The sequence below is a fragment of the Mesorhizobium sp. B2-1-8 genome, assembly GCF_006442545.2.
In the GTDB taxonomy this organism is placed as follows: Bacteria; Pseudomonadota; Alphaproteobacteria; order Rhizobiales; family Rhizobiaceae; genus Mesorhizobium.
In genome coordinates this window covers 6,261,022-6,274,517 of the sequence record NZ_CP083952.1, presented here as the reverse complement: position 1 = coordinate 6,274,517, position 13,496 = coordinate 6,261,022, and the positions used below count along the sequence as shown (strand labels likewise).

12 protein-coding genes are annotated in these 13,496 nt (G+C 63.3%); 5 read left to right on the top strand and 7 right to left on the bottom strand.

Annotated features, from left to right (window positions below; genetic code table 11):
- Positions 1-106: 106 nt before the first annotated feature.
- From FJ970_RS30670 to FJ970_RS30665, 3 genes are read left to right on the top strand one after another with little or no spacing between them, the layout of a single operon-like run.
- Complete coding sequence (locus FJ970_RS30670; RefSeq protein WP_140758863.1) at positions 107-1,357, top strand: D-amino acid dehydrogenase; 1,251 nt, start codon at positions 107-109, stop codon at positions 1,355-1,357.
- Positions 1,254-1,574, top strand: coding sequence for an alanine racemase (locus FJ970_RS33995; protein ID WP_415752020.1), 321 nt, complete (start codon positions 1,254-1,256; stop codon positions 1,572-1,574). Before FJ970_RS30670 ends, FJ970_RS33995 begins: the two co-directional genes overlap by 104 nt.
- A 59-nt stretch (positions 1,575-1,633) precedes the next feature.
- Positions 1,634-2,614, top strand: coding sequence for an arginase family protein (locus FJ970_RS30665; RefSeq protein ID WP_227791985.1), 981 nt, complete (start codon positions 1,634-1,636; stop codon positions 2,612-2,614).
- Here FJ970_RS30665 and FJ970_RS30660 read toward each other — a convergent pair whose 3' ends face one another.
- From FJ970_RS30660 to FJ970_RS30630, 7 genes are all read right to left on the bottom strand, one after another.
- Positions 2,615-3,991, bottom strand: coding sequence for an FGGY-family carbohydrate kinase (locus FJ970_RS30660; RefSeq protein ID WP_140758864.1), 1,377 nt, complete (start codon positions 3,989-3,991; stop codon positions 2,615-2,617). It lies immediately after the preceding gene.
- Positions 3,988-4,305, bottom strand: a complete 318-nt coding sequence (gene rhaM, locus FJ970_RS30655; protein ID WP_140758865.1) for an L-rhamnose mutarotase — start codon at positions 4,303-4,305, stop codon at positions 3,988-3,990. The genes FJ970_RS30660 and rhaM overlap by 4 nt, the downstream gene beginning before the upstream one ends.
- Complete coding sequence (locus tag FJ970_RS30650; RefSeq protein WP_140758866.1) at positions 4,305-5,306, bottom strand: ABC transporter permease; 1,002 nt, start codon at positions 5,304-5,306, stop codon at positions 4,305-4,307. The genes rhaM and FJ970_RS30650 overlap by 1 nt, the downstream gene beginning before the upstream one ends.
- Entirely contained in the window at positions 5,303-6,283 is a 981-nt protein-coding gene (locus tag FJ970_RS30645; protein WP_140758867.1) for an ABC transporter permease, read from the bottom strand. Before FJ970_RS30645 ends, FJ970_RS30650 begins: the two co-directional genes overlap by 4 nt.
- Positions 6,280-7,821 carry a sugar ABC transporter ATP-binding protein gene (locus FJ970_RS30640; RefSeq protein ID WP_140758868.1) on the bottom strand — a complete coding sequence of 514 codons (1,542 nt, stop codon included), beginning with the start codon at positions 7,819-7,821 and terminating at the stop codon, positions 6,280-6,282. Before FJ970_RS30640 ends, FJ970_RS30645 begins: the two co-directional genes overlap by 4 nt.
- 83 nt (positions 7,822-7,904) lie before the next feature.
- Positions 7,905-8,900 (bottom strand): rhamnose ABC transporter substrate-binding protein, encoded by a 996-nt coding sequence (gene rhaS / locus FJ970_RS30635; protein WP_140758869.1) that lies wholly within the window; start codon positions 8,898-8,900, stop codon positions 7,905-7,907.
- 54 nt (positions 8,901-8,954) lie between these two features.
- A complete protein-coding gene (locus FJ970_RS30630) occupies positions 8,955-9,758 on the bottom strand; it encodes a DeoR/GlpR family DNA-binding transcription regulator (protein WP_140758870.1) in 804 nt (267 codons plus the stop codon).
- A 187-nt stretch (positions 9,759-9,945) separates the two neighbouring features.
- On the opposite strand from FJ970_RS30630, the gene FJ970_RS30625 reads away from it, so the two are divergent.
- Positions 9,946-12,048, top strand: coding sequence for a bifunctional rhamnulose-1-phosphate aldolase/short-chain dehydrogenase (locus tag FJ970_RS30625; RefSeq protein WP_140758871.1), 2,103 nt, complete (start codon positions 9,946-9,948; stop codon positions 12,046-12,048).
- Positions 12,049-12,141: 93 nt separating this feature from the next.
- Positions 12,142-13,434: an L-rhamnose catabolism isomerase gene (rhaI, locus tag FJ970_RS30620; protein ID WP_140758872.1), complete on the top strand. Its 1,293-nt coding sequence runs from the start codon at positions 12,142-12,144 to the stop codon at positions 13,432-13,434.
- The last annotated feature ends 62 nt before the right edge of the window (positions 13,435-13,496 follow it).

Here is a 13,496-nt window from a genome sequence, read left to right as displayed (position 1 = left end):
CAGAGCTCACAAGCCCCAAGGGCTCGCAAGGCGCGCGGCGACGCGCTATGCAAGCATTGGCGACACGATGTGGAGGCGCCGTGCCGCGAGAGCTTTGGGGGATGGCATGAAGATAACGGTGCTTGGAGCCGGCGTCGTCGGTACGGCGGCAGCCTACTATCTGGCCGCCGACGGTCACGAGGTCACCGTGATCGAGCGCCATCCGGCGCCGGCGCGGGGCACCAGCCAGTCGAATGCCGGGCTGGTGTCTCCGGGCGATGCCACCGCCTGGGCCTCGCCGGCGGCACTCAAGACGTTCCTGCGCGGGCTCTACAACCATGATCTCGGCATCAAGGTGCGGCTGCGCTTCGATCCCTATTTCCTCGCCTGGAGCCTGCGCTTCCTGCGCCAGTGCACGGTGGCCCGCCTGCGCGCCAACAGCCAGGTCAAGCTGCGCCTCGCGCTCTATTCGCGCGACTGCATCAACGCCATTTCAGCCGATGCCGGCATCCACTACGACGAGCGCAAGAAGGGCATCCTCTACTTCTTCCGCTCGCAGCACAGTCTCGACACCGGCACCGACAATTACCGCTATCTGGCCGAGCATGGCCTGCCGATCGAGATCGTCGGGCGCGACCGGCTGATCGAGCTTGAACCAGGTCTTGCCGGCGTGAAGGAAAAGATCGCCGGTGGCGTCTACTCGCCGATCGACCAGACCGGCGATTCCCGGCAGTTCGTGGAAAAGCTCGCTGCTTATGCCGCCGAAAAGCTTGGCGTGAGGTTTCGCTACGGCACCACGGTCGAGGGCCTCGATATCGAGGGCGACCGGATCCGCGAGGTGATGACGTCGGCCGGACCGGTCACCGGCGACGCCGTCGTCATATCGATGGGTCCCGAAAGCGGTCTGCTCGGCCGGCGCTACGGCATCGACCTGCCAGTCTATCCGGTGAAGGGCTATACGGCGACGATTCCGCTGGAGGATGAGAGCAAGGGCCCGACCATGGGCGGCGCCGACGAGGATCAGCTGATGGCCTATTCGCGCCTCGGCAATCGATTGCGGTTGGCTTCGACCGCCGAATTCACCGGCTTCGACCGTACCCACAAGCCCAGCGACTTCGCCACCATGTTCAGGACCGGCAAGGACCTGTTCCCCGGCGCCTTCGATGAGAAAAAAGCCGAGCTGTGGGCAGGTTTGCGGCCAATGATGCCGAACTCGGTGCCGGTCATCGGCCAGGCGAAATACCGCAACCTCTACCTCGACACCGGCCACGGCCATGTCGGCTGGACCATGGCCTGCGGCTCGGGAAAATTCCTCGCCGACCTCGTCGCCGGCCGCAAGCCGGAGATCGACCCGCAGGGCCTGGTCTACAGGGGATAAGAGGTCGGGACCGCAAGTCGCCATCGACCTTGGCCACATCGAGCGCAACGCTCGCACCGTCGTTGACCGCTGCGCGCTTTCGGGCATCAAGGTGTTCGGCGTCACCAAGGGCACTTGCGGCATGCCGCAGGTGGCGCGCGCCATGCTGCGCGGCGGCGTCGCCTGGATCGCCGAATCGCGCTTCGAGAACATCCGCCGTCTACGTCACGGCCGATAGGCACCTCCGGCTACGACGCCTTCGGCAACCAGCCTGTCTTCCCCGACGAAGGCGACAGGTTGCGCGCCATCGCCAATATCGGCCGCGAGGACGTACTGGTCGAAGGGTTGGCGCCGATCGCCAAGGGGATACGGGTCCCGGGGGCGTCGAGCGACCATCTGCTGCTCGATGTCCAGGACGCCGATCCGCCGCTCGCCGTTGGCGATCGCGTCGCCTTCCGCATGAGCTATGGCGCCATGCTTTTGGCAATGACCTCGGAATATGTGGAAAAAGCACCGACGCACGATGTCGCGGATTTCTCCGGCCGCAAGATGGTGTCGATCTCGGCCGAAGCGGAAGCGGCTCGCATCCTCGCGCGCGAAGCAACCGGTGCCCGGCTGGAGGCAATGAATTTCGACGTCGTCGAACTGGCCGACATCGACCGGCCGCCCTCGGGCCTTTTCCGGCTTGCCGCGGGCGCCGATCGACGCATTGCGCACAAGGCGCTGACTGCGACGGCCCGTGCGACGCATTCCTTCGGCCTGATCTGGATCGATTCCATCGCCGCGCTGATGCCGGAGGAAGAGGACGGCATCGACCTGCCGGAAGTGTCGGTGCTGGCGCGCGCGCTTGGCCTCGACCACAAGGCCGGCGCGCTGCAGCCGCAGCTGTCGCCGGAAAACGTCGTCATCATCGGACTGCGCCATGCCGACCCGGCCGAAGTGCGGGTGCTGAAGGATTCGCGCGTCTCGGCCTTCACCATGACCGACATCGACGCCATGGGCATGCGCGACCTGATGCATGAGGCGATCCGCATCGCCATCTCGGGCACGCAAGGCTTTCACGTCAGCTACTCGCCTGATGTGACCGAATTCGCCGGCTGGGCGGCTGGTTCCGGCGGCCTCACCGTGCGCGAGACGCATCAGGCGATGGAGGCGATCGCGCTTTCCGGCGGATTGCTGTCGATGAGCGTTTCGGGGCTGACTGCCGAGTTGGAGCCCAGGATCGGCACCGACGCGGTCAACTTCGTCATGTCGGCCTTCGGCAAGCGGATCCTCTGATCAGCCAATAGCCTTGACCGCGGCTCGCCATGCGCGCGCATACTCCGCCAAGGCCGGATCGGCCGGCGGCTCTTGTGTCTGGCCCTTGCCATGCACGGCCCGCTGATCCGACGCCAACAGGGCGGCCCCGATGCTGGTGCCGGTAGCGGCTTCCGATGCGATGACCGGGCGGCCGGTGCTCGCGGCAAGCATCCGCGTGAACAACTGGTTGCGCGCGAAAGGTCCCTCGACGGTCGTTGGACCATCGCTGCCGATCAGGTCGAGGCAGGTGGCGGTCATCAGCGCCAGGTAGAAGGAGATGGCGGCAAAGCGCTGGCCGGGAGGGATGGCCTCGCCCTTGCGCCATGCGGCGGTCTGATACGGAAATGGCCCCGAGCCTTGCTGGATCGAAGGCAAAAGCATTGTCTTGCGCGCCAGCACCGCAGTGACATCGCTATCGTTCCAGTTCTGCGCCGAGCCTTCGGTTAGTAGCGAGAATTCGCGGCCGCCCATGAACCGCGCCGAGGGCACGGGGTTGCCAAGTGCATTGACATTGACGAGCGTATCCCTTGCCGGATCGAGCGCCACCGCCGTGCCGGCGACCGCCATCGATACCACCCAGGTGCCGGTCGAGACCACGGAGAAGGGCGGTGCGTCGGACAGGAGATGCGGCAGTAGGGAGGCATTGGAATCATGCAGGCCGCAAAGGACCGGCGTTTGTGGGTCGAGGCCGGTGCGCTGCGCAAGCTCGGGCAGGATCGGGCCAAGACGATCCCTGGCCGGCCGCACGGGCGCCATCAGGTCGCGCCAGCCCATGCGGTCGACAAGCGCCGAAAAATCCGCCGTCCATGGGTTCCACAAATCGGTGTGGCAGCCGAGCGAGGTGACCTCGTTGGCGGCGACACCAGTCAGGCGCAGCGCCCAGTATTGCGGGTACATCAGCATCGCGGCGGCCCTGGCGAACTCCGTCGGGAAGCTTTGCTGCTGCCAGAAGAATTGCGCCCCGAGATTGAGGCCGAGCGGCAGGCGCGGCGTGCCGGTCTCGGTGAAGGGCGGGCGGATCGCGTCATAGCCTTCCGCAAGCTCGTCGGGCCCGTCGAATTCATAGTCGAGAACAGGCAGCACGAGTTCGCCGGAGTCATCCACCAGCACGCCTGTCGCGCCATGGGTGGTGATCGAAATCGCGTCGATGCGCTGTTCGCGGTTGAGGACGGCAAGGCCGTCGAGGATGAACGCCCACAGCGCTTCGACATCGTGATGCGGGTAGGGCGCCTGTCGCACCGGTGCGTTCGCCATGCGGCGCAGCGCCGCCTCGCTCAATGTGGCGAGATCGACCAGCGCCACCTTGGCGTTGGTCTTGCCGATATCGATGACGGCGATGTGGCGGATCGCGCTCATTCCATATGGAACATTATTTCCAGGGGCACCGCCACCGGCTCGTTATCAGGCCTGGTCTTCATGATGTCGGCCATTTCAGCCCACCAGCGCTGCATCACCGGATGCTTCGGCAGATCGTCCATGCCGTGACCATCGGGCCGCCACAGCACGCCGAACAGGATGTTGGTCTCTTCGTCGAGATGGATCGAATAGTCGGAGACGCCGGCCTGTTTCAGCAGCGCGACCAGTGACGGCCAAATTTCGTCGTGGCGCTTTTTGTACTCGGCCTTCATGCCGGGCTTGAGCATCATCTTGAATGCGTATTTCTCGGGCATCAGGCCAGGCGTCCCCCGCGCAACCGCCGCCAGACGATCGGCAGCGCGATGACGATGATCAACAGCAGGCCGATGAAGATCGACATGACGATGCCGGGCACGTTGAGCAGGCCGAGGCCGAAGGTCACCAGCCCCATGATGAAGGCGGCAAGCACGACACCAACGATGCTGCCGGCGCCGCCGAGAATGCTGACACCGCCGAGCACCACCATGGTGATCACCTCAAGCTCATAGCCCTGCGCGATCGACGGCCGGGTCGAGCCGAGCCGCGAGGTGATCAGCACCGAGGCGATGCCCGACATCAGCCCGGTCAGGCAGAACAGGATGAATTTTATGCGGCCGACGCGCACACCGGAAAACTGCGCCGCGACCGGATTGTTGCCGATAGCGAAGGCGCGGCGGCCGAAACTCGTGCGATGCAGCACAAACCAGTAGACGACGGCCGCGATGAGGAAGAGCACCAGTTCGAACGACACCACCCACCAGACGTAACCCTGGCCGAAGAAGGCGAAGCTTTCGGGATAGCCCTTGTAGGCCTGGTCGCCGAGGATGATGAAGGCGATGCCGCGAAACAGGCTCATCGTGCCGATGGTGACGACGATCGACGGCAGGCCGAGCCGCGTGACCAGCAGCCCGTTGAAGGCGCCGCAGCCGAGCCCGACGACGATTCCGATCGCCACCAGCACTGGCGTGTCGGCACCGGCTTGCACAGCCATGCCCATCATGGTCGAGGCGAGCGCGATGATGGCGGCCACCGACAGGTCGATCTCGCCGGAAATGATCAGCAGCGCCATGGCGAAGGCGATCAGACCCTTCTCGGTGAAATTGAAGGTAAGATCGGAGAGCGAATAGGGGTCGAGGAAATAGGGCGAGGCGAAACTGTTGATGGCGAAGATAGCGATAGCCACCACGACCAGCAGCGCTTCCCAGGAAAAGATCGCCGAAGAGAACGGCTTGTCGAGCCGGTCGGGAATGTGGCGCGGGGCAGGGACGTCGGTCATGTCACCGCTTCCACTTTCTTGAGGATGATGCGGCCCTGCTGGCGTTCGCCGCGCGCGTTGAGCACGACGGCCAGGATGATGGCACTGCCCGAAATCGCCATCTGCCAGAAGGGCGAGATGTTGATGACCGGCAACGCGTTGGAGATGATGCCGAGGAACAGCGCACCGAGCACGGCACCCCCGACCGAACCGATGCCGCCGGCGATCGAGATGCCGCCGATGACGCAGGCGGCGATGATGTTGAGCTCATAGCCGTTGGCGACCTCGACCGACGCGATGACGTACCGCGAAATCCAGAGATAACCGCAGAGGCCACCGATCATGCCGGAGATGCAGAAGACGATGAATTTCGTGCGGCCGACATCGATGCCGGTATAGACAGATGCCGTCGGATTGACGCCGATGGCATAGATCGAGCGGCCGAGCGGCGTGCGTGTCATCAGCACGAAGAAGAGCGCGATGACCAGGATGGCGATCCAGGACAAAACTGGAATGCCGAGGAAAGCCGCGCGCTGGAAGCCGATGAAATCCGGGCTCATCTTGTCGGCATTGACCCATGCGCCGCCGGACAGGACGAAAGTGGCGCCGCGATAGATGGTGAGCGTGCCCAGCGTCACCACGATCGAGGGGATGTTCAGCCGCCACACCAGCAGGCCATTGATTGCGCCGAGCACCAGCCCGACGGCAAGCGCGACGGCGATCAGCAGCGGGATCGGGATCGCCGGATGCGCGGCGTTCAGCATCGCCACCACCATGCCGGTGAAGCAGAGGTTCGAGGCCATCGACAGGTCGATGGAGCGTGTCAGGATGACGACCATCTGGCCGAGTGCCAGGATCATCAGGATCGAGGTGTCGTTGAACACCTGGCGCAGGTTGCCTGCATCGGCAAAGGCGGGAAAGCGCGTCGAGATCAGCCCGATCAGCACGACGATGGCCGCGAGCAGCCAGATTTCGCGGTATTTCAGGAAAGCCTTCATGCCGCGATCCCCGCTGCTGTCCTGACCAGCGTCTCGGCGTCCAGTCCCTTGTTGTCGTAGACCGCTGCGACGAGGCCCTCGCGCATGACGACGACGCGGTCGGACATGCCGAGAATTTCAGGCAGTTCCGACGACACCATGATCACCGACAGGCCCTGCGCCACAAGCTCCGCCATGAACCCGTGCACGGCGGCCTTGGAGCCGATGTCGATGCCCTTGGTCGGTTCGTCCAGGATGATCACCTTGGGCGTCGTCGCCAGCCATTTGGCGATGACCACCTTCTGCTGGTTCCCCCCCGAAAGCGTGCCGACATCCTGGCTGAGTGAAGAGGCGCGCAGATCCAATCGCTCGGTGTAGGAACGGGCGAGCGAAAATTCCTCCGCCAGCCGAAGCATGCCGGATTTGGAGGTGCGGGCGAGCGATGGCAGAGAAACATTCTGGAAGATCGGCAGGCCGATCACCACGCCCTGTTTGCCGCGTTCCTCCGGCACGTAGACGATGCCGGCCTCGATTGCTTCAGCCGCCGATTTCGGCGCGATCGCCTTGCCTTCCAGCGTGATTGTGCCGCCGCTGGTGCGGGTGATGCCTGAAATCGCCTGCATGACCTCGCTGCGACCGGCGCCGACCAGGCCGTAGAAGCCGAGGATTTCGCCCTTGTGCAGTTCGAAACCGATGTCGTTGAACTCGGTCGGATGCGACAGGCCGGAAACGGAAAGCATCGGCGCGCCGATCTCGGCCTTGCGTTGCGGAAAGATGTGGTCAACCGAACGGCCGACCATCATGCGAACGATCTGGCTCTGGCCGGCATCCCTGATCAGGCCTTCGCCGACCATCTCGCCGTCGCGGAACACGGTATAGCGGTCGGCAATGCGATAGATCTCGTCGAACTTGTGGCTGATGAACAGGATCGCCTTGCCCTGCTCCTTGAGGAATTCGATCAAGAGGAAAAGCTCTTCGATCTCCTTCATCGAAAGCGCGGCCGTCGGCTCGTCCATGATGACGATCCGGGAGTCGATCGACATGGCGCGCGCGACGGCGACCAGATGCTTGTTGGCGATGCCGAGGTCCCTGAGCCGCGCATCGGCGTCGATATGGCCGGCATGCATGGTGTCGAGCACTTCGCGCGCATTCTTGCGCATCGTGCGCCAATCGATGGTGCCGAAGCGCGTGCGCGGCGCATGGCCGAGGAAGATGTTTTCGGCGACGCTGAGATCGTCGAACAGCACCGTCTCCTGATGGATGGCGGTGACACCGTGGCCGAACGCGGCATGCGCGCTGGGCAAGGTGACGGGCTGGCCGTCAATGCTGATGGTACCTGCGTTGGGCTGGTAGATGCCGGTCATGATCTTGACCAGCGTCGACTTGCCGGCGCCATTCTCGCCGATCAGCGCGGTTACCTGGCCCGGATAAAGCGACAGGCTGACATTGTGCAGCGCCCGCACACCGGGAAAGCTCTTGGAGATGCCGGACAGCGTCAGGCGTGGAGCAGAAGCTGGAGGCCGCTCCTTCGTCTCGCTGTGTTGGGCCGTCGTGTCCATATCGTATCAAGCCCTGAAACTAGGTCCGTTTGAAGTCGCGGCGGGACCAAAGCCCCGCCGCGTCTGCTTGAAAGGCTCAGAGATCAATAGATCTTGGAGAACTTCTCGATGTTGCTCTTGTCGAACTTGAAGGGCGGAGCCATCGCGGCCGAATTGGTGTCGTCGAGCGTCACCTTGCCGACGCGGCCGATCGACAGCGTGGCGCCCGGCTTGGCTTCTTCCTTCTTCACCGCCAGGTCATGGGCGAGGTAGACGGCGGAGTAGCCGAGGTCGATCGGGTTCCACAGCGCAACCGCCTGGCTGGCTCCGTTGTCGATGAACTTCTTGAATTCCGACGGCAGCGCCAGGCCGGTGACGTTGACCTTGCCGATCAGGTTCTCGTCGGTGACGACCTGGGCGGCGGCGACGACGCCGACGGTGGTCGGCGCGATGATCGCCTTGAGGTTCGGATAGGACTTCAAGAGGCCCTTGGCTTCGTCGGTGCTCTTGGCCGAGTCGTCATCGCCATAGACCGTGGCGACGAGCTTGATCTTGGGGAACTTCTCCGGCAGCACCTTCTTGGCCGCTTCGATCCAGGAATTCTGGTTGGTCGCGGTCGAGGAGGCCGACAGGATGGCGACGTCGCCGCCTTCCGGCAGATAGTCGGCGGCAAGCTTGATGATGGTCTCGCCGATCAGGCCGGTGTCGGACGGGTTGAGGTGAAGCTGGCGGCCTTCCTTGGCGACGCCCGAATCCCAGGAGATGACGGTGATGCCGCGCTCCATGGCCTTCTTCAGCACCGGCACCAGCGCGTCGGCGTCATTGGCGGAAATCGCGATGGCGTTGACCTTCTGTGCGATCAGCGAATTGACCACTTCGATCTGCGCCTCTGCGGTCGCCTTGGTCGGGCCGGTGTAGATGATATCGACGTCGCCGAGTTCCTTGGCTGCCTCTTCGGCACCCTTGTTGGCGGCATCGAAGAAGCCGTTGCCGAGCGACTTCACCACCAGCGCGATCTTGACGTTTTCCGCGTAGGCGGCATTCACGAACATGGCGGCCGAGAAGGCCGCCGTGACCATCAGTTTCTTCAAGAAGCTCATCGAATTTCCTCCCTTGAGCGTTGCATTCCATCGCCGCTGCGGCGTGAGTTCGTCTCAGGCCTGCAGTGAAGATTCTTCCCTTGTCGACTTGCGGGCGACGATCAGCGTCACCCCCGCGGTTTCCAGCATCTTGGCTTCGCGGTCCTCGATGCCGTCGTCGGTGATGACGGTGGCGATGCGCGAAAGACCGCACAGGATCAGGCTGGAGCGTTTGCGGAATTTCGAGGAATCGACCAGCACCACCAGTTCGTCGGCCTGGTCGATCAGCTTCTGCTCCGCCTGGATCAGCAGCGGATCGCCCTCCATCAGGCCGAGCGGCCCCAACCCCTGCGCGCCCATGAACATGCGGCGCGCATAGAAATTGCGGGTCACGTCATTGTCGAAGGGCGACAGGATGATGTTCTGCTCGCGATAGATCGTGCCGCCCGACAGCATCACCGTGTTCTTGGAGTGCTTGAGCAGATGCTCGGCGATCGGGAACGAATTGGTGAAGATCGGCATGCGGCGGCCGGTCAGGAAATGCACCATCTGGAAGGTGGTGGTGCCGCCATTGATGATGATCGGCTCGCCGTCCTTGCATAATTCCACGGCTTCGCGTGCGATGGCTCGCTTCTGCGCGGCGTTGAGTGTTTCGTTGACCGAGAAGGGACGGCCGGCCAACCCGATGAACTGAGGCGGCGAGATCGCCTCGGCGCCGCCGCGCACGCGGCGCAGGCGCTTCTGGACATGGAGGGCCGCGATATCGCGCCGGATCGTCGCTTCGGACGACTCCGTCAGGTCGACCATCTCCTGCACCGTCACCACGGGCTTTTCCTGGACGGCGGACAGAATGATCCTGTGGCGCTCTTTTTCGTGCATGGTTCCTCCCTGCCTCGGCATCTAGGCACTCAAAACGAGCAGTGTCAATCATTTCCGATCATATAATTTCATTGTGCAGTGCAATATGATTGGTATTGATCGTTTGTGATTGACAAGCTCGCCTCTTGCGTAGACATTCCCCGGCGAAAAAGGAGCGCATCGTCCGCGCCCCAAGGGAGGATTACCTATGCTCGACAAGCGCTCCGGCTCGCGCCTCGCCAATCTGTGGGATGATGCGAAGGCGAAGGGGATGAGCGAGCCCGAGCTTCTGGTCTGTCGCTCGAACACGCTCGGCTCCGACAAGCGCGTCACCAATTATGGTGGCGGCAATACATCCTCGAAGATATGGCAGAAGGATCCGCTCACCGGCGAGAATGTCGAGGTGCTGTGGGTCAAGGGCTCGGGCGGCGACAGCGCCTCGATCAAACTGGACGGCTTCGCCACCCTCTACATGGACAAGCTGCGGGCACTGAAGGGGCTTTATCGCGGCGTCGAGCACGAGGACGAGATGGTGGGCTATCTGCCCCACTGCACCTTCAACCTCAATCCACGCGCGGCCTCGATCGACACGCCGCTGCACGCCTACGTGCCGAAGCCCTTCGTCGACCACATGCATCCCGATGCCATAATCGCCATTGCCGCGGCGAAGGATTCCAGGGCGCTGACCAATGAAATCTTCGGCGATGCCATAGGCTGGCTGCCGTGGAAACGGCCGGGCTTCGAACTCGGCCTGTGGCTGGAGAAATTCTGCCTCGAACACCCCACCGCCAAGGGCGTCATCCTCGAAAGCCACGGCCTGTTCACCTGGGGGGACACGCCAAAGGAGTGCTACGAGACGACGATTTCGGTGATCAACCAGGCGATCGAATGGTTCGAGCGCCGCTCCGAAGGCGTGGCGATCTTCGGAGGCGAGGTGGTGAAGTCGCTCGACGCCGCCGATCGCCGTGCCATTGCGGCCAAGCTGATGCCGAAAATCCGCGGCCTGATCTCGGAAAAGAGCCACAAGCTCGGCCATTTCGACGATTCTTCCGCCGTCCTCGAATTCGTCAACTCCAGGGATCTGCGCCCGCTGGCCGCACTCGGCACATCGTGCCCGGACCACTTCCTGCGCACCAAGATCCGCCCGCTGGTCATCGAATTCGATCCGGCAAAGCCTGATGTCGATGCCGTCATAGCGCGCCTCGCAGACGACATTGCCGAATATCGTGTCGGCTACCAGGCCTATTACGACAGCTGCAAGCATGCGGATTCGCCGGCCATCCGCGACCCCAACGCGGTAGTCTATCTGATGCCCGGCGTCGGCATGTTCACCTTCGCCGGCGACAAGGCGACGGCGCGCATCTCGGGCGAGTTCTACGTCAACGCCATCAACGTCATGCGCGGCGCCTCGACCGTCTCGTCCTATGTCGGCCTGCCCGCGCAGGAAGCCTTCGACATCGAATACTGGCTGCTCGAGGATTTGAAGCTGCAGCGCATGCCGAAGCCGAAGTCTCTCGCCGGCCAGATCGCGCTGGTCACCGGCGGCGCCGGCGGCATCGGCCGGGCCACGGCCAACCGCCTGCTGCGCGAAGGCGCCTGCGTGGTGCTGGCCGATATCGACGAGGCGGCGCTCGCCGGCGCCAATGAGGAACTGGCCAAGGCCTATGGCAAGGATTTCGTCCGGGCGGCTCTCATCAACGTCACCTCTGAAGATCAGGTCGTCGCCGGCTTCGCCGAGACGGCAGTCGAGTTCGGCGGCATTGACATTCTGGTCTCCAATGCTGGCCTTGCCTCCTCGGCGCCGATCGAGGAGACGACGCTGGCGCTGTGGAACAAGAACATGGACATCCTGTCGACCGGCTATTTCCTGGTCTCGCGCGAAGCGTTCCGGCTTTTCCGGGTGCAGAAGATCGGCGGCAACGTCGTCTTCGTCGCCTCCAAGAACGGCCTTGCCGCGTCACCCAATGCCGCTGCCTACTGCACCGCCAAGGCGGCCGAGATTCATCTGGCCCGCTGTCTCGCGCTGGAAGGCGCGGAAGCGCAGATCAGGGTCAATGTCGTCAACCCGGATGCGGTGTTGCGCGGCTCGAAGATCTGGACCGGCGAGTGGAAGGAACAACGCGCTGCCGCGTACAAGATGTCGACCGACGATCTCGAAGAGCATTACCGCTCGCGTTCGATGCTGAAGCGCTCGGTCTTTCCGGAAGACATCGCCGAGGCGATCTATTTCCTGGCCTCCGACATGTCGGCCAAGTCGACCGGCAACATCATCAATGTCGACGCCGGCAACGCACAGAGCTTTACACGCTAAGGACCCTTCCCTCTCCCCGTTTCACGGGGAGAGGGTGCCCGAAGGGCGGATGAGGGGCGGCGCCAGCCGAACGAGTACTGGGAGGAACAGCAGTTGTCCGAAACCATCATTTCCGCCGACATCGTCGATAAGAACAATGCCGCGCGCAAGGCCGACCTCGAGCGCGACTACGCCTCGCTCGGCGAGCGGCTGGACCGGCGCGGCATCGCCATCGATGCGATCAGGGACAAGGTCGAGAAATTCGCCGTGGCGATCCCGTCCTGGGGCGTTGGCACCGGCGGCACGCGCTTTGCCCGCTTCCCCGGTGCCGGCGAACCGCGTGATATCTTCGACAAGATAGAGGATTGCGCTGTCATCAGCCAACTGACGCAGGCGACCCCGACCGTCTCCCTGCACATCCCGTGGGACAAGGCCGACCCGAACCGGCTGAAGCAGGCGGCTTCCCGCTTCGGCCTCGGCTTCGATGCCATGAATTCCAACACTTTCTCGGATGCGAAGGACCAGAAGCTCTCCTACAAGTTCGGCTCGCTGTCGCATGCCGATGCCGGTACGCGCCGCCAGGCAATCGAGCATAATCTCGAATGCATCGAGATCGGCAAGACGCTGGGCTCCAAAGCGCTGACGGTGTGGATCGGTGACGGCTCGAATTTCCCCGGCCAGGTCAATTTCGCCAAAGCTTTCGAGCGCTATCTCGATGCCATGCGGGAGGTCTATGCCGGCCTGCCCGCCGACTGGAAGCTGTTCACCGAACACAAGATGTACGAGCCCGCCTTCTATTCCACCGTCGTGCAGGACTGGGGCACCAACTACATCATCGCCAAGGAATTGGGCGACAAGGCGTTCTGCCTCGTCGACCTCGGCCACCACGCACCCAACGTCAACATCGAGATGATCGTGTCGCGGCTGATCCAGTTCAAGAAACTCGGCGGCTTCCATTTCAACGATTCCAAATATGGCGATGATGACCTCGACGCCGGTTCGATCGACCCCTACCGGCTGTTCCTGGTCTTCAACGAACTGGTCGATGCCGAGCTTTCCGGCGCCGAGGGTTTCGACCCGGCGCACATGCTCGACCAAAGCCACAACGTCACCGACCCGATCGAAAGCCTGATGTTGTCGGCGGTCGAAGTGCAGCGCGCCTATGCGCAGGCGCTGCTGGTCGACCGCAAGGCGCTCGAAGGTTTTCAGGACGGCAATGACGCGCTGATGGCGACGCAGACGCTGAAGGCAGCTTACCGCACCGACGTCGAGCCGATCCTGGCCATGGCGCGGCTGAAAACCGGCGGCGCCATCGATCCTGTCGCCGCCTACCGGTCAGCGGGCTACCGCGCCAAGGTCGCGGCGGAACGCCCGGCGGTCGCCGGCGGCTCCGGCGGGATTGTTTGAGGCAAATTCGACTGCGGATGTTCCCCTCACGACGTGCTTCGTGGGAGCCCATTTTTGTGAAT